12 protein-coding genes are annotated in these 22,269 nt (G+C 38.2%); 3 read left to right on the top strand and 9 right to left on the bottom strand.

Annotation, left to right across the window (positions count from 1 at the left end; all coding sequences use genetic code 11):
- Positions 1–68 precede the first annotated feature (68 nt).
- The 7 genes from MKP09_RS08265 to MKP09_RS08235 form a co-directional block, all read right to left on the bottom strand.
- Complete coding sequence (locus tag MKP09_RS08265; protein ID WP_240829429.1) at positions 69–3,740, bottom strand: amino acid adenylation domain-containing protein; 3,672 nt, start codon at positions 3,738–3,740, stop codon at positions 69–71.
- Positions 3,737–7,285, bottom strand: coding sequence for a non-ribosomal peptide synthetase (locus MKP09_RS08260; protein WP_240827252.1), 3,549 nt, complete (start codon positions 7,283–7,285; stop codon positions 3,737–3,739). Before MKP09_RS08260 ends, MKP09_RS08265 begins: the two co-directional genes overlap by 4 nt.
- A 10-nt stretch (positions 7,286–7,295) precedes the next feature.
- Positions 7,296–10,502, bottom strand: coding sequence for a type I polyketide synthase (locus tag MKP09_RS25700; protein WP_317235195.1), 3,207 nt, complete (start codon positions 10,500–10,502; stop codon positions 7,296–7,298).
- Complete coding sequence (locus MKP09_RS25695) at positions 10,499–11,599, bottom strand: non-ribosomal peptide synthetase (RefSeq protein WP_317235277.1); 1,101 nt, start codon at positions 11,597–11,599, stop codon at positions 10,499–10,501. The genes MKP09_RS25700 and MKP09_RS25695 overlap by 4 nt, the downstream gene beginning before the upstream one ends.
- A gap of 208 nt (positions 11,600–11,807) precedes the next feature.
- A complete protein-coding gene (locus MKP09_RS08245; RefSeq protein WP_317235276.1) occupies positions 11,808–12,323 on the bottom strand; it encodes an AMP-binding protein in 516 nt (171 codons plus the stop codon).
- 422 nt (positions 12,324–12,745) lie between these two features.
- Positions 12,746–14,410, bottom strand: coding sequence for an alpha-glucan family phosphorylase (glgP, locus tag MKP09_RS08240; RefSeq protein WP_240827250.1), 1,665 nt, complete (start codon positions 14,408–14,410; stop codon positions 12,746–12,748).
- A gap of 144 nt (positions 14,411–14,554) precedes the next feature.
- Positions 14,555–15,709, bottom strand: coding sequence for a Gfo/Idh/MocA family protein (locus MKP09_RS08235; RefSeq protein WP_240827249.1), 1,155 nt, complete (start codon positions 15,707–15,709; stop codon positions 14,555–14,557).
- A 62-nt stretch (positions 15,710–15,771) separates the two neighbouring features.
- Here MKP09_RS08235 and MKP09_RS08230 point away from each other — a divergent pair, with 62 nt between their 5' ends.
- From MKP09_RS08230 to MKP09_RS08220, 3 genes are all read left to right on the top strand, one after another.
- Entirely contained in the window at positions 15,772–16,740 is a 969-nt protein-coding gene (locus MKP09_RS08230; RefSeq protein WP_240827248.1) for a L,D-transpeptidase, read from the top strand.
- A 71-nt stretch (positions 16,741–16,811) separates the two neighbouring features.
- Positions 16,812–17,624: a toxin-antitoxin system YwqK family antitoxin gene (locus MKP09_RS08225; RefSeq protein ID WP_240827247.1), complete on the top strand. Its 813-nt coding sequence runs from the start codon at positions 16,812–16,814 to the stop codon at positions 17,622–17,624.
- A gap of 287 nt (positions 17,625–17,911) precedes the next feature.
- Positions 17,912–18,790: a sterol desaturase family protein gene (locus tag MKP09_RS08220; RefSeq protein ID WP_240827246.1), complete on the top strand. Its 879-nt coding sequence runs from the start codon at positions 17,912–17,914 to the stop codon at positions 18,788–18,790.
- Between the two features lie 202 nt (positions 18,791–18,992).
- Here MKP09_RS08220 and MKP09_RS08215 read toward each other — a convergent pair whose 3' ends face one another.
- Both MKP09_RS08215 and MKP09_RS08210 read right to left on the bottom strand, forming a co-directional pair.
- Positions 18,993–19,667, bottom strand: coding sequence for an amidohydrolase family protein (locus MKP09_RS08215; protein ID WP_240827245.1), 675 nt, complete (start codon positions 19,665–19,667; stop codon positions 18,993–18,995).
- A gap of 40 nt (positions 19,668–19,707) precedes the next feature.
- Positions 19,708–22,242, bottom strand: coding sequence for an amidohydrolase (locus tag MKP09_RS08210; RefSeq protein ID WP_240827244.1), 2,535 nt, complete (start codon positions 22,240–22,242; stop codon positions 19,708–19,710).
- Positions 22,243–22,269: the final 27 nt, after the last annotated feature.

The raw sequence follows: 22,269 nt of genomic DNA, 5'->3' as shown, positions 1-22,269 counted from the left end.
CTTATAAAATATATCTACTGAGTAGGTCAGATATGATAATCAGCAGTACATAAGTTTTTAATTCACCCTTAAACGGTCATTAATACCCTTTCTATTACTCCAACAAGTTCTTTATTGTGCGGAGGTAATAAAAACGTTTTGTGATCTCCGGTAACATCAAGCGTTACGACCTTGTTGGTATAGCGCTTCCAGCCCAGGTACACAGGATCGTCCAAAAAGTAAATCCGGTCTTGTACCTTAAATAAGTGTACCCGAACGTCAAGCGGCTTCATATCATAACTATAATAGGCTTTATTATAAGCTTCAATTACCTTATCGTCGTAATCATATATTTTCTCATCCTCCTTTTTCTCATAATTTTTAAACAGCTTATTTTTAATAAATACCCATTGATAAGCTATTACTTCTTTGGGATACTTGATAAGATTGCCGCCAATAAAAACAGATTTCTTTAATTGTCGCATCATCGTTTGGTAAACACGTGCGGATTTCGTTTCAATAAGCTGACGGCCTCCTACATTTGTATCGAGTATTCCAAGCATTTTAATCTCTTTTCCCATAGCCTTCAATTGCTTTACCATTTCATAAGCAACAATACCGCCATAAGAGTAACCTATTATTATGTAAGGCCCAACCGGATTGTGTTCTAATATTTCATGCAGGTATCTTTTTGAAATACTTTCGATGCTATCCAGATGAGTAAGATCTCCATCTAACCCTAAAGCCTGAATACCATATAGCGGCTGATCATCGCTTAAAAATGGTTCTAACTGTTTATATAAAAGAATGTTTAATGCACCTCCGTGTATAAGATAAATAGGTGGTTTCGATCCGCTCTTTTTAATTTCTACAAGTATCTTTTGTTCAACTTTTGAATTAGTATTGATGAGGTTTGCTATAGCTGCAATAGTAGGATGTTGAAATAATGTTGCGATAGGAAGTTTAGTGTTCATTTCCTTGCTAATTCGTTTCATCACCTTTACGGCAATCATAGAATGTCCACCCAATTCAAAGAAATTATCATCGGCATATAATCCGCTAATACCAAGTTCTTCCTCCCATATTTTTTTAATTTTTAGTTCAGTTGTATTAAGTGTTTCTGCCTGTCTGGATGTACCATCTTCAATTTCAGAAGTTTTCTTTTTATAAAACTCCGGCGGGGGTATTTGTTTAACATCGACTTTTCCGTTGGGGCTAAGAGGAAATGTTTTCTTCTTTACCCAGTAAGACGGCACCATAAAATAAGGAATATTGGCCCTAAGCTGATTACCCCAATTAACAATAGTATCCTTACTAAATTCGGTTTCGCTGCCACCATCTTCACTTTCAGGAATAATATATGCCACAATATTCTTTTCTCCTGTATGATCTTCAACAACAGTTGTTACAACATCTTTTACATTGTCAAGACGTGACAGATGATATTCAATTTCACCTAACTCTATTCTAAAACCTCTTATTTTAACCTGATTATCTATCCGGCCTTCGTACTTAATTTCTCCATTCTTTTTAAATCGGCCAAGGTCGCCGCTTTTATACATTTTAGCACCGGAAACATCTGCAAAAGGGTCGGGTACAAATCGGCTTTGAGTTAAATCTTCCCTTTTCCAATATCCTTTGGACACGCCCTCTCCTCCAATATAGATTTCACCCATTTCGCCTGCCGAAACTGGTTTAAGATTTTCATCCAAAATATAAATAGGTGTATCAAGTATAGGCGCACCTATGGTTATTTTTTCATCGCTCAAAACTCTTGTCAATGTACATATAACGGTAGTTTCAGTTGGGCCGTACACATTATACAGTGCTTTACATCTTGGCAATAATTCTTTGGCTAAAGATGGCAAAAGTGTTTCTCCTGCCGAAAGTAATTTTACGGGTATTCGTTCATTCCAATCTGCCGTGAGCATCAATTTAAAGGTAATCGGTGTAGCCAGGATGATAGAAACGCCTCTTTTTACGACTTCGTCTAACAAGAGTTGACCGTCTTTTATAATTTCATTACTTGTCAATACCAGTTCCGATCCATTCACAAGACATAAATAATTATCGAAACAGGAAGCATCAAAAGATATGCTGGATACAGATAAAAATTTATCTCTATCTGTAATTTGAAACGCATCTTGCATGCCTTTTAAAAAATGTATCAAATTGCGATGAGTTACCATCGCACCTTTCGGCTTTCCTGTAGATCCAGATGTATATAAAATGTAAGCAAGTGTGTTTGAATCAAAGGTTACATTTGGATTAGTGGACGGGTTTTGATCTATTTGTGTTTTGATATTATTTAGAATAATATTGGTCGCTTTACTACCAGATAACGTAAGATCTTCCTGCGATGTAATCATAAACTGAGCATCTGCATCTGCTACTAAAAATGACACCCTGTCTTTTGGATAATTAGGATCAATAGGAATGTAAGCAGCGCCACATTTTAAAACAGCTAATATCGAAACGATAATATCAATGCCACGCTCCAGCACTATCGCCACACGGTCATTACTTTGCAAGCCGTGGGAAAGAAGATAATTGGCCAGCCGGTTAGATGTAGTATTTAGCTCATCATAGGTTAAGATATTATCACCATAGCGAACTGCAACATTGTGAGGATAGGCAAGAACAGACTCCCCAAATAAATCAACAATAGTTTTTTCTAAAACAGCGTTGCCTGGCAATTTTAGCGACTGGTTAAATATGCTTTCAACATCCGTTGTTAACACATTACTGATCCGCATACCTGGATTTACAAGAACCTGGTTAATCAAATCGTGATACGATTTCATCAATTTCTGAATACTTACCTGGTCAAATAAATCAGACTGATAATATATCTGGAAATAAACTTTTTCTTCTCTCTTGTATGTATCTATATAAAACTCAAAGCTGCTGTGTTCTTCTTTAAGATCAAGCACAGTATGTTCGATATCGGCAAAATTGAATGTTTGACCTGACTTCTCTAACTGGCTGCCAAAGCTCACGGAGATAAGTGTATTGTTGAGCGAGTTCCTGTTAAACTTCACCTTTCGCAGCACTGATCCAAATGTAACTTTTTGATGATCAAAATCGCTCAACATTTCCCTGTTCCTCATACTCAAAAAATCACGGAACGACTGATTCCCTTTAACCAAAGTTCTTACAGGTAACATATTTACTGTATGTCCAATTAAACTATAACCTGGTATTGATAAATGATCAGTGGCAGGAAGCCCAACTACGAAATCTTTCTGTCCCGTATATTTATAAATAAACACCTCGAACAGCGTTCTCAACAAAATTGTCAGAGTTGTATTCGAGTTCAAAGCCAGTTTTTCAATAGCGATGGTATCGTATTCGTTAATAGAATAGGAATCGACTGCGCTTTTATAGGTTCGATGAACCGCATCGGGATATTCGGTTGCAAGGACAACGGCTTCTGGAATATCATCTTCAAATTTTGAAGCCCAGTAATCTACATCATTGTTGTACTTTTCGCTTTTATAACGTTCAATTTCATGAGCAGCATACTTACTGAATTTTACAACCTTGGCAAGATCTGGTAAGCTTCCGGATCGATAACCATTATACAACTGACTCACCTCTTTAATTAAGACATCAAAAGAACCGCCATCACAAATCAAGTGATGTACTATTAGAAACAACAGATGCTTTTCATCGGATAACTTTAATACATTTATCCTAAAAAGTATATCCTTCTCAAGGTCAAATGGCGTTTCATATTCTCTTTTTAGAAAATCGCTTATAAATAGTTGTTGGTCTTCATCACCCAGATGCGAGATATCTTTAGTAAAAAAGGCAGCGTAGCTTTAGGATGAAGGTGCATTTTTGTTCCATCCGAACTAAAAGTTCCATGCAACAATTCGTGGCGATCCATCAGATGTTGAAAGGCTTTTTCCAATGCTTCCAGGTTCAGATCACCATTAAGATATTCAGCATGTGTTACGTTGTAAGAAATGTTTGCATCATCTCCGCCAATAATACATTTCTGCCATATTTCAACCTGCGGTTCGGTAGTATCAAAACTCTCTACAGGTAAATCATCATCATCAGTTACATACCATTCTCTATCGCTGCTTTCATGATTATTCTCAGATTTGGTTTTTATAAATTCAGCGGCAAATTCCCGTAACACAGGATAACGGAAAATACTTGTCATCGGCATATTTACACCAGTCCTATTTTCCAGTGTTCTTATTACGCGAACGGCTAAAAGCGAATGTCCACCGAGTTCGAAGAAATTATCATAAACACCTATTTGTGGTTTTCCAAATGCTTCCTGCCAAATATCCGTTAAGATCAATTCTTCTGAAGTTTCGGGAGCAACATAGCCACGTGATTGTATTTCCGGAGCGGGTAGCCGCTTCTTATCAACTTTTCCGTTTGTTGTTAGAGGCAACTCGTCGATGATTACAAAGGCACCGGGAACCATATAGTCTGGAACTTTGTGTCGCAGCGCTTCTCTCCAATCGCTTTTTAGTTGCTCCGATTCCTGTTGTGCTTCTTGTAGTACAACATAAGAAACAAGATAACCATTGCCTGACCCATCTTCTTTTACAACGGTGATATTATTTTTTACGTTTTGTAAATTGGACAAATGGTAATCGATCTCCCCTAATTCAATACGGAAACCTCTTAGCTTTACCTGATCATCAATCCTGCCTTTGAAAAGCACCACATCATTATCCAACATGATCGCATTATCGCCAGTCTTATACATCCTACCTCCTGCAACAAACGGATCCGGCAGGAACCGCTCATTTGTTAACTCCGGCTTATTATAATATCCTTCTGCAACACAATCTCCGCCAATGTATATTTCTCCGGCAATACCTTTTGGTACGGGATTAAGAGCACTATCCAACAAGTAAATATTAGCATTGGCTATAGGTACACCAATGGGCACTGCTGACAATTCATCTTCCAATGTATAATCATAGATCATACAACCTACCGTAGCTTCAGTTGGGCCATACTCATTGCAAATAACCACATTGCCTTTGCATAGGTTATAAACCTCTTTAGCCACTACTGTTTCAAGCTCTTCGCCACCTACGATTAAAGTCAAAAATTGACCAGGCAATTTCTGCTTTATCACATCACTATCTTTAACCAACTTCAAATGTGATGGTGTAAGTTTTATAACGTTTATCTCGTCATCAGTAAATATCTTTTCCAACATAGCAACAGGCTCTTCTTCTTCATAAATCCTAAGAAGGCTTCCCGATACCAATGGCGAAAAGATAGATGTAATAGTAAGATCAAAAGAAATAGATGTGTACAACGGGAATACACCAGGTTTTCCTTTTAAATAATAATCTACCGCCCAGCTGATATAATTTACTAAAGATTTATTAGCAATCATTACACCTTTTGGTTTTCCGGTTGAGCCGGAAGTGTATAGGATGTAAACAAGCGATTCTGGTGTAATAGTAACTTTCGGTAGGTCTGTTGAATAGTTGGTCAGATCATTCACAACATCTTCCATTAAAATTTCGCGAGCTGCCGTTGTGAACCTTCCTTTGAAAGAAATGGAAGTAAGTAATATTTCAGCGCCGGAATTTTCAAGCATATACTCGATACGTTCCTGTGCATATTGCGGATCAAGCGGAACAAATACGCCGCCAGCTTTGATAACGCCAAGTATAGCAATAACAAGGCTAACACTTCTTTCCATTGCAACGCCTACCACCGTACCGTTTTTGACACCTCGTTCCATAAGGTAATGCGCCATTCGGTTAGACTGCTCATAAACCTCGCGATAAGTATGGAAGCTTCCTTTAAAGTATAATGCCGTTTTATCAGCATTATCTAAGCAACTTTTATTGATTTGCTCTAAAAGTGTTTTCGCATCATACTTTACGTTGTCCCGATCATTCCAATTATTCCAATATTCTATTAAAGATTTTTCATCCTGTAGTTTGATGTCAGCAATTTTTTGTTCAGGATTTCCAACTATTTGTGTCAGTAAGTAAGTGTATTTCTCCATCAAACCTCTCATGGTTGATGCTTTATACAACTGTGTATTGTAAGACCATTGAAACTCGTATCCATGATCACTGTCGGCTACATTAACGAACAATTCATACGTTTCTGCTACGCGCTTATTGTGAACCAGTTTATAATCGAGCCCCTTAAAATCTACCTGCAAATCAATGCCCATATCGATATTCAGAGAAACCGGGGCAAGCGGCATCCTTGATAAATCACGCTGCATTTTCAGTTCCTTAAGGAAAGTGCCAAAAGTGAATTGCTGATTCTCGTAGTCCCGAAGCGTTTTAGATTTTCGTAAGCGCAGGTAATCCGAAAATGAAATATTCGGATCAGGATTACTTCTTAATGGCAACAAATTTACACAATTCCCAACAAGGTCATAAGCTTCTGTAGCTGCCTGGCCGGAAGTAGGTAATCCAATTACTATATCCTCATGTCCTGTATATTTATATAACAGTACTTCAAAGGCTGTCATCAAAATATTAACAAAACTGCTTCCATATTTAATACCTGTTTTCTTTACAGTTTCGGCTATTGAAGATGGCAATATGTAATCATCCCTTCGTCCTTTATATGTTCTGACAGGAGGCCTTGGAAAATCGGGTGGAATTTCGAATACAGGAATAGTTCCTGCATATTCTTTCTTCCAGTATGCTACAATTTTTTTATACTCGTCAGTATCTTCAAACAAAATACTTTTTACAGCATGTTCGCTGAAAGCAGAAGCTTTAGGAGGCAAAGCTGTTCCAAATATTTTGGCATTATAAAATTTACTTAAATCTTCTAATAAAATACCTAATGACCATCCGTCACAAATAAGGTGATGTACGGTGACAGTAAAAATATATTTATCATTTGCCAACCTGAAAAGAGCAAAACGAATCAAAGGCCCGTGTATAATATCAAACTCGGTTTCTGCATCACGCCACAGATATGCACTGACCGCATCCTCTTGTTTTGAAGCTTCTAATGCAGCCAGATCTGTATATACAAAACGGACTGGTTGATTTTCATAAATGATCATCTTGCTTCCGTCATTGCTAAATGAGGCTCTTAAAGATTCATGTCTGAGTATTAAATCTTCAACACAATCTTTTATAATATCAATATTCAGATCACCTGTGAAATGTAGCGACATTGACAGGTTGTACGCAAGATTTGCATCTTTTTCACCCAGGAGGCATGACGCAAAAATTTCCTTTTGTGATTCGGTTGACGGCACTACCTTTTGAATTACATCTCCTTCAAAAGGATTGAAATCAACAGAGCATTTTGTGTTCATTTCTGACTTGATCATTTACTACAGTCTAAATTGGTATTTGCAAGTATCGTCCGGGATTGTTGCTATCTGCAATAAACCAGGCGGGATTTCCATTTTGATCCTTTCCCAATTTGGCACCAGGTACCGGAGGGTTCGAGTTATCCAATATCTTCACATCACGATGATTAGTATTAGCTTCTATCGTATATGAATTTTGTAAATCGTTTTTAGTAAGGCTATGATTATTTCCATTTGTACCAACTGGCGATATTCCGGTTGGCATTTGTGATTTTTGCAGTTCTGCAACCTGCTGCGTAAGTATATTGATCTGTTGCAGGATAGTTTGCAAAAGCGCTTTATTATCAACATCATCAACCGGCACATTTGTCTCAACAATCTTTGATGCTGCTTTCGGCTTTTCTTTTTTAGCAGCGCTATACACATCGGCGGGCAATGTTGAATCCAGATAGGTTGATAATTTATCCAGCGTATCGTACTCTTCACTTAATTGTCGGAAAGTAACCGGAACTCTAAATTCTTTTTTAAAGCTACTGGCCACCTGTGTTAACAAAAGTGAGTCAAATCCTAATTCAATAAAACTAAAATGCGGATTGGTATCACTGATATCATTTCCGGAAGCTTCTCCCAGAATTGTTTTTATTCTGCTTATCAATCGCTCCTTCCTTGTCAGATCCGCATTGTCAACTATCTCTTCAACTTCATTGTTGCTCGAATTGTTTGTCAATTCGGGTTGATTAGTTAATTGCTGCACCTGAACAGGTTCAACCCAATATTTCTTTTTATCGTAAGCATAAGTTGGAAGATCATGTAATACATTCGCATTTTCTGCTTCATGCAAGGATTGCCAGTTAATATCTACTCCCAGCGTCCATAATTTTCCGATTGTTTTTTTAATGGAGATAAGATCGCTGTTACTAATACCAGGTTCAATAGAATTAACGACGCGAGAAACCACAGCTCCGCCTTGTTGTTTGATAAGCGTAGTGGTGGCATTGCCCGGACCTACTTCCACAAATACGGGATTGAGTTCGGTAATAAGTGCATTGATCGCGTCACTAAAATTAACCGTTGCCCTTGCATGCTTAGACCAATACCCAGGATCGGTTGCTTCTCCATCCTTTAACCAACTGGCTGTAACCGTTGAAAGTATTGGAATTTTGGGAACACTTAAATTGAAAGATGCTGCCACATCATTTAAAGGAGAAATGATGGGATCCATCATGTGCGAGTGAAATGCATGACTTGTACGCAATGGTTTATTTACAATACCATTTTGTTCAAGAATTTTAGAAAAATTGTCAACATCACTTGCTTCTCCAGATACCACACAAAGGTTAGGCGCATTATTAGCAGCGAGAGAAAGCGTCGCTGGCATTAATGGTAATACATTTTTTCTGGCGGTGCGTACCGACAACATTGTGCCGCCAGGTAAACCGCTTATTAAGCGTGCCCTTGCTGCAACAAGTTTAAGTGCATCAGCTAAAGTTAAAATACCTGAAAGATGTGCGCTAACAAATTCTCCAATACTATGGCCAACAAAGGCAGCGGGGTTAATACCCATGCTCATATAATATTTAGCCAGGGCATACGAAGTTATAAACGTTGCAGGTTGTGTATAATAAGTATTTTTTAATTTATCAGCAGCCTCGTCAGATTCTTCCGTAAATATGATCTCTCTTATATCTTCATTAATTTCCTGTAACAATATTTCCGCACATTCATCAATGGCCGCTTTATAAACAGGTTCATTTACATAAAGCTCTTTTCCCATATTGACAAACTGAGAACCTTGTCCCGGAAAAACAAATACTACATAAGGGTTGCCTTCCTTAAGTGTTTTTGTACCAGTCTTTACAATATTTTCATCAGAAAGCTGATGTTCCAAATCAGCCATACTCGTCGCAACTAAAGCCGTTCTTGCAGCCAGCGGTCGGCGCATAGTTTGGAAATTGTATGAAATATCTGCAAGATTATGACTGCTATTTTTTTGAATAAATGATGATAGCTTTTTAGCAAAAAGAAGATTGCTTGCTTCTGTTTTGGAAGACCAAACAATAAGCTGAGGGCCTGTTTCTTTTGTAGCTTTTGGTGTTTTCTGATCAAATCCTTCAACTATGATATGAACATTTGTACCACCAATACCAAATGAACTTACGCCTGCAATTCTTTTACCTTTCGTGTTCCAGTCACGATATGTATCATTAACAATAAACGGGCTGTTTTTAAAATCGATGGAAGGATTGGGTGTGTTATAATTAATAGATGGAACTAATTTCCTATTAAATAATGACAAAGTTGTTTTGATAACACCCGCCACACCTGCGGCGTGCGTGAGATGCCCGATATTACTTTTTACAGAACCGATCGAACAATATTGTTGTTGCTGCTGATCACCAAATGCCAGTTTTAAACCCTCAATTTCAATAGGGTCGCCGAGCGGCGTAGCGGTTCCGTGTGTTTCCACATAAGAAATATCTGCTGCATTAATGCCGGCATCTTCTATGGCCATTGATATCGCTTCTGCCTGGCCATTGGTACTGGGCGCAGTAAAACTTCCTTTACCCCCGCCGTCATTGTTTACACCGACACCTTTAATAACACCATAAATCAAATCATCATCAGAAACAGCTTCGCTTAATCTTTTTAGTAAGATAACACCTGCACCATCACTAAAAACAGTCCCTTTCGCATTAGCATCAAAAGGCCTGCAATGCCCGTCGTTGCTAAACATGGCTCCCTCTTCGTAAATATGCCCACTTTTAACAGGAACATTAATAGCCACTCCCCCAGCTATTGCCACATCACACTGGCCCATCCGCAAGCTTTCGACTGCCTGAGCAATTGCAAGCAATGACGTAGAACAAGCCGAATTCACGTTTACTGCCGGGCCTTTTAAATTCAGATGATAAGCTACGCGTGTAGCCAGATAATCTTTTTCAGAAACAGATAAGGTTTGATAATAACCCTGGGTTTCTATTTTAGCTTTATGATGAAAAACATTATTATTAAAATAAGTATTGGTATTGCTACCAGCAAAAACACCGATCGTTTGTGCGACGTTATCGCCAAGTCGGCCAGTTTTCTCTAACACTTCTCTTGACACTTCCAGGAAAACGCGCATTTGCGGATCCATTAATTCAGCAAGCCTAGGATTAATGCCAAAAAGATCAGCATCAAAATGGTCAACATTTTCCAAAACGCCTCTGGCACTAACATACAGCGGATCATTCACTTCAGATTCAGGAATTGATTTATCAATCTCTTCTTTTTAAAGAAGCTTATCGTTTCTCTTCCTTCTTTCAATACATCCCAATAAGCTTCGATAGTATCGGCTCCCGGAAATCTGCCAGCCATTCCAATAATTGCGATATCACCTGTAGCCGCGGATTTCCTGCTCTTTACAGATCTTTTAGTAATAGCTTTTTGTTCAAGTGTTTCTTGTAAGCCACTTATTGTAGGATATTGATATAATTTAGTTATAGGAATATTATATTGAAATTTCTGCTTCAAAGAAATGATCGTCTTTTGTGCAAGAACTGAATTACCACCCAACTCAAAAAAATTATCGTCAACACCAACCTGATCTATTTGAAGCAGCTCACTCCAAACGGAAGCAATATTTTTCTCAGTTTGGGTTCTTGGCTTTTGAAAAAGCACATTTAATTCCGGACGTTTGAACTTTACGGTAAATAATGCTTTTTTATTAATCTTTCCGCTTGCTGTTTTTGGAATTTCATCGATCCATACAAATGCAGATGGGATCATGTATTCAGGCAAAACTCCTAATAAAAATGACCGGATGGCATCTGTATCTTTTTCGTCGCCTTTGCCTACCAAATAAGCCACTATTCTTTTCTCACCTGAGTTTTCACCTTGTGCAATAACTACACAATTAGAAATCTTATTATTCTGAAGTAGAGTGGTTTCTATTTCTCCAAGTTCAACACGATAACCTCTTATTTTTACCTGGTCATCAATTCTTCCTAAAAAATCAATATTCCCATCTGGCAAAACTTTTGCCAGATCGCCTGTTTTATATATACGCTCTGTATCACCATTATCATTTTTCCATTGCACAAATTTTTCTGCTGTAAGTTTATCCTGATTCATGTAACCTTCTGCTAAAGCAATTCCGCCTATACACAGTTCTCCGGTTTCGCCATTCGGTACTTCTTTCCCCTCATTAATTATATAAATAGGTACGTTATCAATGGGAATACCAATTGTCGGCAATTCAGGCCATTGTTTAGCATCACCCTGAAGCGTAAGACTGGTAACAACATGTCCTTCAGTTGGCCCATACTGATTAAAAAGCCTGGTGCCGGGTATTGCTGAAAAAAGGATACGACCTGCGGCGTTACTTTTAACTGCTCACCAGCCGTCATCACTTCTTTCAGACTTTTGGGAAATATGTTTTCAGAAGTGCCAATATCACATAGCATCTGTAAAGCAACAAAAGGGAGAAATAACCGGTTGATGTGATTAGCATCCAAAAAGTTGAGTAAGGATGCCGCATCTAAACGCAAATCATCATCGATCAAAAAAGAGCGCCTCCAATAGCAAGTGTGGTAAAAATTTCCTGAAAAGAAACATCAAAAGTTATGGGCGAAAAATTCAGGGTTTTGGAACCGGGGGCCATTTCAGAATCTTTCAATTGCCATTCTATTAGATTTACCAAGGCCTTTTGTCGCATTAAGACCCCTTTTGGCCTTCCTGTAGAACCGGATGTGAATAATACATAAGTATAAGAGCCAATATTATTTTCCCAGGCGGAATTATTTCCAGGCAAAGAATCGATTTCCTGGTTGTGTATGTCAGAAATTACTGTAACATCATTTCCAAAAAGATCAAAATATTTAGCTGATGAAATAATTATTTGCGGCCTAGCATCTTCTAACATGAAAGCAATTCGCTCCTTCGGATAACCAGGATCTACTGGCATATATGCCGCACCTACTTTTAGGATTGCGATAATAGAAATGATCACGTCAAACCCTTTATCGAGGCATATACCAACGATATCATCTTTTTTACACCTTGAGAACTTAAATATTCCGCGAGCTTCGTCGTTTTTTCGTTCAATAATTCATAGCTGAGAACATCACCTTTATAATATAAGGCAGCTTGATCAGGATATTTTTGAACTGCTTCAAAAAAATAGCTCAAAACGCTGGAATTATTATTAGGAAACCTCGCTTTGTTGAGGGCGCTCATAAGTTCTGGTCTAGTATATTAAAAATATTTTTTGGGCAATCCTTATTACGAATTTAAGCTTTTTATAAATGCTATTGTTTTGCTAAAAGGACGTTCAAAGATAGGTAATAAACAGAAAAGAAAAAACAACCAAAATTGGTGACTTTTTAAATTTTCCAAAGCCATCAACCCGGTTGTTTATTCTATTAAAAAATCAATAAATTTTAAAACTGTAAAGATTTACACAAATTTAAATATAATCAAAATATAGCATTTGAAATTTTATGATTGAGCATTATAGAGATTCTCATAATATTCGTGTGCCATACGGTTGCTGTCAAATTGGAAACGAACATCCTGCATTCCATTTTTCATAATCTGACGCCACGTGTTATAATTCTCATAATAAAGCGGCAGTATTTCACGCGTTAATATTTCATATAATTTGTTAAGATCATATTGATCCTGATCATACGTCGACATGTTAGCATAATCTGCTTTCGGTATTACAAAACCATTATGCCCGTGATTCATAAATTCAGGTATCCATCCGTCATCTGTTGAAAAGTTTACGGCACCGTTCATAGATGCAGTCATACCACTTGTACCAGACGCTTCCCTTGGCACACGTGGATTATTCAACCACAGATCTGCAGCCTGTTTTAATCGTTTAGACAATCCAAGTTCATAGCCAATTAAAACCGACACGTTCTTATAATTCTTACTTAAATGCACCAATTCGTTAAACTCACTAATAGCTGGATGATCCATTGGGTAAGGCTTTCCAGCCCAAATGATCTGCACCGGATATTTCTGATTATTCATCAATTCGAAAAAGCGGTTAGCGTCAGATGCGATTAATCCTGCTCTTTTATAACCAGCGAACCTTCTGGCCCAAACGATAGTAAACACATCAGGGTTATAAAGCTTTCCCGTCTGATCCGCCACAATTTCAAACGCACGTTTTTTCAACCACTTTTTGCGATCATCGAAACCATAGTCATCACCCACATCTTTAAACTTATACATTTGTTTATCGGCCCAATATGTCCAGTTTTGAGCATTCGTTATGGAGATGATCGGACAAATGTTCGAATGCTTTCCCCACATCTCTCTAGATACTTCTCCGTGCAATTGAGATACACCATTAGCTAATCTCGCAAATCGTAATGCAGCAAGTGAATGATTAAACATATCACCATATTCCTGCGTGAGCTGCTTTACTTCGTCAACACTGAGCCCGCAGAAATAGGTCATTTTATGACAAAGAAAAATATCGTGCTTTTCATTTCCTGCTTCTTCTGGTGTGTGGGTAGTAAATACAAGTTTTTTCCTTACTTCCTCAATATTTCTATCATACTTTCTATATAAATAAAAAGCTGCTGACAAGCCGTGGGCTTCATTTAAGTGATAAACATCGGGATTAAAATTCAATATATCTACCAATTTTGCGCCTCCAACCCCTAACAAAATAAACTGGGCTACTTTGGCAGCAACATTACTGTCATACAATTTATGTGTAATAGTTTGTGATACATAATCATTCTCCGGCAGGTCAGTGCTTAATAAGAATAATGGCGCCGTTTTAAATGTTTCAGGTTTAAGATACCACGCTTTAACCCACACTGGATGGTCGTGAACATCTATTTGAAATTTAATGCCTGTATCTTCCAGAAAGCTACAATTTTTTTCATTCCATGCTACGTCCAGGGTTTGATCCTGATTACGTTCCTGATCATAATATCCATACTTCCACAAAATACCTATTCCTATTAGATTCTGACCTAACTCATAAGCACTGCGTAAATGTGATCCAGACAAAAAACCTAATCCTCCACTATATATTTTCAAAGGTTGATGGGTGGCAAACTCCATTGAGAAGTAAGCAACTTTTTTAGCATAGGTGTTATCAATTTCATAAGGGACCTTAAAATTTTCAAAACTCATAAACAATATAATTTTTTTAAGATGGCCAAAGTAAGATAAATTAATTAAACTTTAGAGGGCGAGAAAGAAACAGATTGTTTCAGGTTGCAAGTTACCAGTTCAGGCTGTACGTACCTGTAACAAGAAACCTGTAACCCGCATAGACTACACTACAAAATCCCACCATTTTTGATCACTTTGCGATGACGCGACAACGTTATCTATAAACGCCATACCTCGTACACCGTCTTCAACTGTTGGAAAATCCAGTAATGGATCCACAGGCTCATTATTTAATTTAGCAGACAACGTAAGCACAAAGTTTTTATACAGATTAGCAAAAGCTTCCAAATATCCTTCGGGATGGCCACCCGGTGTTCTTGTGTTGAATTGTGCTATTTCAGATAAGTAGCCATTACCTGTGCGATATATCTGAACAGGAGCATCAAGCCATTTTACAATTAATGTATTTGGCTCTTGTTGGCTCCATTTCAACCCGCCTTTTTCGCCATAAATGCGAATGTTCAAATCATTCTCTTCGCCGGCAGCTATTTGAGATGCAATCAACACACCACTTGCGCCATTATCAAACTTTAGCAAAACTGATCCATCATCATCAAGCATCCTGCCTGGCACTACAATATTCAAATCTGCACACATCTTTGTAATTTTTAATCCTGAAATATATTCAGCCAGGTGTGCAGCATGCGTACCGATATCGCCCATACAGCCAGCCTTTCCGCTTTTAGTTGGATCAGTGCGCCATGCAGCTTGTTTGTTGCCATCACCTTCGCTTAACTGGCTTAGCCAACCTTGCGGATATTCAACATATATTTTCCGAATGTTACCCAACTTTCCATCTGCAACCATTTTCTTAGCTTCCTTAACTAATGGATAACCTGAGTAGGTATGTGTAAGACCCAACAGCAACCCGGTCTCATCAATTTTTGACTTTAACAATTTAGCTTCTTCCAATGTAAGTGTCATCGGTTTATCAATCATTACATTAAAACCATATTCCAGCGCCATCATTGCAGGTTCAAAGTGCGCAAAATTGGGTGTTACAATTATAACAAATTGCATGCGTTCGTCTTCCGGCAGCTCGCTCTCTTTTTTAAACATTTCCTGATAACTTCCATAAATACGGTCTTCTGGTAAGAATAACTCTCTGCCTGACTCTTTTGCTTTATCAGGATTCTGACTCAAAGCACCACAACATAATTCAATTAAACCATCCATGTTTAACGCAATGCGATGCACAGCGCCAATAAAAGCGCCTTTTCCACCACCTATCATTCCTGCCCTTAATTTTTCTTTCATCAATTTATTTTTATTTTTTTAATGCTTTTGCAACGAATATACGTCATAAAAAAACTGCTTTGTTGTCTCATTTAAAAATTTTATTTCCTCATAATATTTCTGCATCTTGCAATACCATGAACGTGAAACATCTTATTCCCTATATTCCCATACTGCTTATCTCTATTATTTTTTCCTGTAAAAACAACGAAAAAAAGAGTATTCCTGATGCTATTGATAGTACAATGAAAACTGTTGTGGAAAAAATAGCGCCACCTCAAAAAGAAAACCTAAAGCCATCCATCAGTTATGAATGGATGAAAAAGAAGGAATGGCAATCTAAAAAGGATTCATTTGAAGGAGCAAAGCATTTGGACATTTTAAACGCCATCAACCGGGTAGACGCTACCCATCTTAAAAGGCTTGACAGTATATTGGTACCAAATGATTTTTCATTGCCGCTAAAAGATTATATGCCCTTTCCTGACTATGTAGAGGTATTAAAAGATGTAAATAAAATCATACTTTTTTCTTATCCAACTCAGGCTTTTGCTGCTTATGAAAATGGAAAACTGATTTTAACCGGACCAACTAACATGGGAAGGAAAAATAAGAAAACGCCAACCGGACTATTCTTTACAAATTGGAAAGCACGGAAAACTATTAGCACTGTTGATGATGAATGGATACTAAAATGGAATTTTAATATCCATAATAAATGGGGCGTTGGGTTTCATGAATATGCATTGCCAGGCTATCCGGCTTCGCATAGCTGTCTGCGGCTTCTGGCTACAGATGCTCAGTTTTTATATGGATGGGCTAATCAATGGATCTTAAAAAATGATTATGAACGACTTGCCTACGGGACACCGGTTATTGTGTTTGGAGCCTATCCTTTTGGTGAACCAAGACCCTGGTTTAAATTAGCGGAAGATTCGAAAGCATTAACCATACCAATGGATAGCCTTAATAATTATGTTGAACCGCATTTGCAGGAAATTATGGAAAAGCAAACGCAAAGACAAGAAGTAGAAACACAAAATGCGCCATAAACCGGAATAAACATCATTCCAGGTTGGCTCAAAAAATAACGCAACCTAACTAACTTGTAAAACCTGCTGCTATGAAAATATATACTGTGATATTGGCCCTGCTGGTTCATTTTTGTTTAAAGGCCCAGGAAGTCAAAACCGTCAACTGGGATCAGGTAAAGAAAACTTACAACAAGGACAGTTCTAAAATGATTCTTACTCTTAATAATATTCCGCTGCACGGCGTGTATAAAGAGAAGTTTGATGATGGAGGTTACGGCTTATACAATATTAAAAACGGAATGATAACAGGCGATGTATTGTGGTATTCTATTGCAGACAAACTATCTGCCCGCATTACTTATAAAGATGGAGTAAGACACGGCAAAAAAGAAAATTATGATGGCGAAGGCAAAATATGGTTGAAACAAGAATACCTAAATGGGCGCGAGCACGGTTGTACCGAAATGCTCAGTAATACAATACGTAGTGTAACCTGTTATAAAATGGGTAAAAAAGAGGGTCTTTCTTCCCGATATATAAATGGTGTAATTTCTTCTGAAGAAAATTATAAAAACGGATTACAGGATGGTGTTTCAAGAACATATGCAAATGGAAAAATCATCTCAGAAACAAACTATAAAACCGGTCTTAAAGATGGCCCATCGCGTACTTATGCAAATGGCTCAATTGCCATGGAAATTATATATAAGGATGGAAAAAGAAATGGCTTAATGACAATGTACGCTAACGAAAAAAAAACGCAAGACGCTACATACCTAAACGACATAAGACACGGTGAAAGCCACATGTATAAGCAGGACGGAAGTGTACTTTTTACGAATTATTATTTAAATGACGAAAAAGTAACACGCGAAGAATTTGAGAAAGAAAACCATCCATAACTGCATTTATTTCATTCAAACCGGTAGCATTGATTTAGTTGTGAATGATTCCTAAAAGCCCTAATATATATAAAGCAGGCTTCTTTAACATTGCAGCTCTATTATTTTGACGTTGATAAACCTTTAATTGCGTATCTTCCGCACGGTCGTAAGTTGTTGCGTGTTCTAAGATTGTATATTCTATTTTTTTACTTCAACATTAAGTTACTTCCTAAAAAACACTTTGTGTGATTATGATTTGTGATTTATTTTTTGCTGATAAGATTCCATTTAATTCCATTAAAAAAATGGAGGAATCATATCCTAATATTATCATGTACGCTGCTCCTTTTCTAATCTTTTTTGCAGCCCTTGAGGTATTTCTTGCATGGTATCAGGAGCGAGAATATCACGACAGAAAAGAAGTAGTAACCAGCGTAATTGTGGGGCTCGTTAATGTTGCTATTAATTTGGCATTAAAAACACTCATGCTTTTCCCGGTTGTTTGGGTTTACAATCTCGTTCCTTGGCGTATGGAACTTAATTGGTGGATGCTAATTCCATGTTACATTATTTTTGATTTTGCCAGCTATTGGGCGCACCGCATCAGCCATGGTTCTCGTTTTTGGTGGGCAACGCATGTATTGCATCATAGTAGCGATCACTATAATCTTACCGTATCATTCAGGCTTAGTTGGGTACAGGGTATTAAACTTATTTTCTTTTTACCAGTAATGCTTTTTGGATTTCACCCTGTCATATTTTTTGTAACCAATCAAATTGCAGTACTTTTTCAATTTTGGGTTCATACCGAGTATATTAAAAAACTACCAAAATGGGTCGAGTATATTTTTGCAACGCCTTCTAACCATCGTGTTCACCACGGGTCGCAAGAGCAGTACATTGATAAAAATTATGGTGCTACATTTATTTTTTGGGACAGAATGTTAGGCACCTACGAACCGGAAGTTGAAAAACCTAAATATGGCATCACAACTCCGTTAAAAAATAAATACAACCCGATATATGTTAACTTTCACGAGTATATAGATATTGTGGATGATGTAAAAAAAGCAAAAACTTTTAAAGAGAAATTATATTTTGTATTTGGTAATCCTACTAAAATTGCTAAGAAAAAAATACCGAAGCTTCTCAGGCAAAAGAAACGGAAAATTAAATCGCAATAATTATTGTCCGGGCAGATGAATATATGGCATCGGTATTGCCACGCTCGCTTGTACTGCAAAACATAACTCATCCTACACGTGTCCGACTCAGGCGGATAAACTCATTAAAACCTGGTCAGACCGAGACGGTCAGACCAGGTTTTACAACCCACATCCTGAAACTGAAAACTTCATTTAGATCAAAATAACCATCATGCTTAAATCAATGCCTTCCACAGCTACAACCCTGCGCTTCCGTTACATCATGCCACGGAAATGAGCCTGCATTTTTATAAAGCTCCCATGGGAATTGGGTGCGTGTTTTCGGATGATTGCCAATTTCGTTCATTTCCTCAGCATCATATAACCGGCCATTTACCATTGTATATTTTATGAACTCGGTATTATAAATATCGTCCAACGGGTTTTTATCCAACACTATCAAATCCGCCAATTTTCCCACTTCCAGCGAACCTACATTATCATCCAACCCTAAACTTTTTGCAGGATTTATCGTTGCAGTTTTCAATGCTTCATACGGCGTCATACCACCCTGCGCCATCATCCATATTTCCCAATGCGCGCCAATGCCTTGTATTTGTCCGTGCGCACCCATGTTTACTAACACGCCAGCATCGCTTAATTTTTTTAAATTTTTAGAAGATAGAATATGCCCGTTCTCATATTCTTCTTCAGGCAACATAGTGCGGTGTCGGCTTCTGCTATCGATCACTTCTCGGGGTGAGAAGCGCATTAGCCTTTCTTTCTCCCAAACATTCGTATGTTGATACCAATAATACTCGCCACTTACCGAACCGTAGTTAACAATAAGTGTTGGCGTATATGCTGTTTGAGATCTTTTCCAAAGCTGTACCACATCATCGTGCAGAACAGCCATAGGCATATATTATGTTCGATGGTTGTATGCCCGTCCAGAATCATGCTGGTGTTATGAAAGAAAAAGAACCCCCTTCCGGTACCACTTCCATATTCAAATCGCGCGCAGCCTTGATTACTTGTTGCCTTTGTTCTCTTCTTGGCTGGTTATAACTTTTTACAGAAAATGCGCCAAAAGCTTTTGTTCTTCTTAAAGCGCTTTTGGCATCATCTAAAGAATTGATAACAGCTTTAAAATCGCCATCAGCACCGTATAGCACAGTGCCGGTTGAAAACACACGCGGGCCTGTAATGTTGCCTGCTTTTACAAGTTCGCTGTTGGCAAAAACAAATTCACTATTAGCAGAAGGATCATGTATGCTGGTTACACCATAGGCGAGCGCAGCATAGTAAGGCCAATGTTTTTGAGGCGTAATACCTGTTCTAAAATGTCCGGCATGAGCATGCGCGTCAATAAAGCCCGGCATGATTGTTTTTCCAGTTGCGTCAATAACTTTCGCTCCTGATGGAACAGTAACATCTCCGCTTTTACCAATCGCTTTGATCTTATTTTCATCAACTACCAGTGTCCCATTTTCAATAACTTCATTACCATTCATCGTTATAATACGGGCATTGGTAAAAGCAATAGAACCGGAAGGTTTATCAACTTTTACTTGTAAGCCCACTTCCTGTCCTTTCTCAGGAACCTTAAATAAAGAGTCGGCCTTATGCGCAATAAATTCAAAACGCTCATCCAGGTTAATGGTATAATACTGGCCACCTAAAGTATAATGAAGCTTTTTGGAATCGTTGCTCCAATGCAGATTATAACCGGCATCTTTACTTACAATCTTCACAGGAAAGTCTGCTGTAGATCCACTAATATCAAGGGTTTTGCCTGTATGTGGAAAAGCCGCAACATAAGCCTTATGCAAATCTGTAAAGGCAATCCATTTTTCATCAGGCGATACTTTAAAGTTATTCCCGTAAGTACTTTTCAAAAGTTGCTTTTCGTCCTGGCCATCAAGCTGACAACTCGAAAGATTGTTACCACCCGATTCGTAGTATATTCTGTCATCATCTTTATTAAATGATGGTGTGCCTCCCCGCTGAATGACAAATTTTTCGGACGACCCTTCATCCGACATTATATATATTCCAGGCTTTGCTGTATGAGCAGGACCCAACGCATCGCTGCCGCCTTCTTTGATAAATACAATTTTCTTCCCGTTGTGAGAAAAAGACGGTGTGCGATAAATTCCTTTTTCTTTTGTAAGCCTTACAGGCTTTGCATTTCCCTGCAAGTTAGTTTTATAAATAGCCCCCGAACTTTCATCATTCCAGGTGGTATATATAATTTGTTTGCTATCGGGCGAGAAGGCAGGTTCAAATTCGAAATCAACTCCATTGGTAATGCGCTCCGGCGTTCCATTGGGCAAAGCTTTTTTCCATAAGTAGCCAACGCCGTTAAATACCAGCCATTTTCCATCAGGAGAAGTTATGGCATGCCTGATTACTTTGGCAGAAAACTGATTGATATCCAGATTTTGTTTAAAGCGAACGGCATCGTAAATTTTCTGATTCACTTTACAGGTAAATGGAATTTCCACAGCCTTATTTACAGCATCAACATCTACTTTCATGATATTGCCATTTGCCCATATATAAATATGCTTATCATCGGGCGACCATGTATAGCCGGTATAGATGCCAAAAACAGTCCACGCTTCCTGTTGGTCTTTACTCAGCTGGTCGTAAACAGGCCATTCTTCTCCTGTTTGCAGGTTGCGCAGGTATAAAACTGTTTTGGTTCTTACACGTTTTACAAATGATAAATATTTCCCATTGTTAGATAATTGGGGCCTTGCTGCGCCGCCGCCGCCGCCGGTTACATTTTCTACTTTTCCCTTTTCGCGATCAAATCTGCGAATCATAAATATTTGGTTATTGGGATCTTTATTATATTGAAAGAATCCGCCAGGATACATGTCTTCACTAAAATATACATAACGTCCGTCGGGCGACACGCAAGGTTCGTTCACATCCTGCTGATCATTCTTTCGCTCGGTTAATTGCAAACCGCCTCCGCCGCTGATATGATACATCCACATTTCGCCCGCACCTAATGACCTTCCTGACGTAAAGTGTTTTCTTGCCACCAGATACTGCCCATCAGGTGTCCATACTGCATTATTCAACAGCCGAAAATTCTCCTTAGTTATTTGCTTAGCGTTTCTGGCATCTCGATCCATGATCCAGATATTATCGCCTCCGCCAGCATCTGAAGTGAAAGATATTTTTTTACCATCCGGACTAAAACGAGGTTGAACTTCAAACGCATGGCCACCGCGAAGCAACTTTGCTTCTCCGCCTGCCGATGGGATACTGTAAATATCTCCAAGTAAATCGAACACAATTTCCTTTCCGTCGGGCGAAATGTCCAGGTTCATCCAAGTGCCTTCATTTACTGTAAAAGATGCTTCTTTGTATGGGCCTTCAGGGTTAGATACGTCCCATTTTTTAGCGTCAGGTTTAGTTTGTGCCAAAACAGCAAAAGGCAACGCTGTGCATAGCAGCATTGTAATGATCTTCATACTTGCAAAATGATTGTTGAGCACGAA

The organism is Paraniabella ginsengisoli (assembly GCF_022513635.1).
In the GTDB taxonomy this organism is placed as follows: domain Bacteria; phylum Bacteroidota; class Bacteroidia; order Chitinophagales; family Chitinophagaceae; genus Niabella; species Niabella ginsengisoli.
This window is presented reverse-complemented; position numbering and strand designations above follow the sequence as displayed.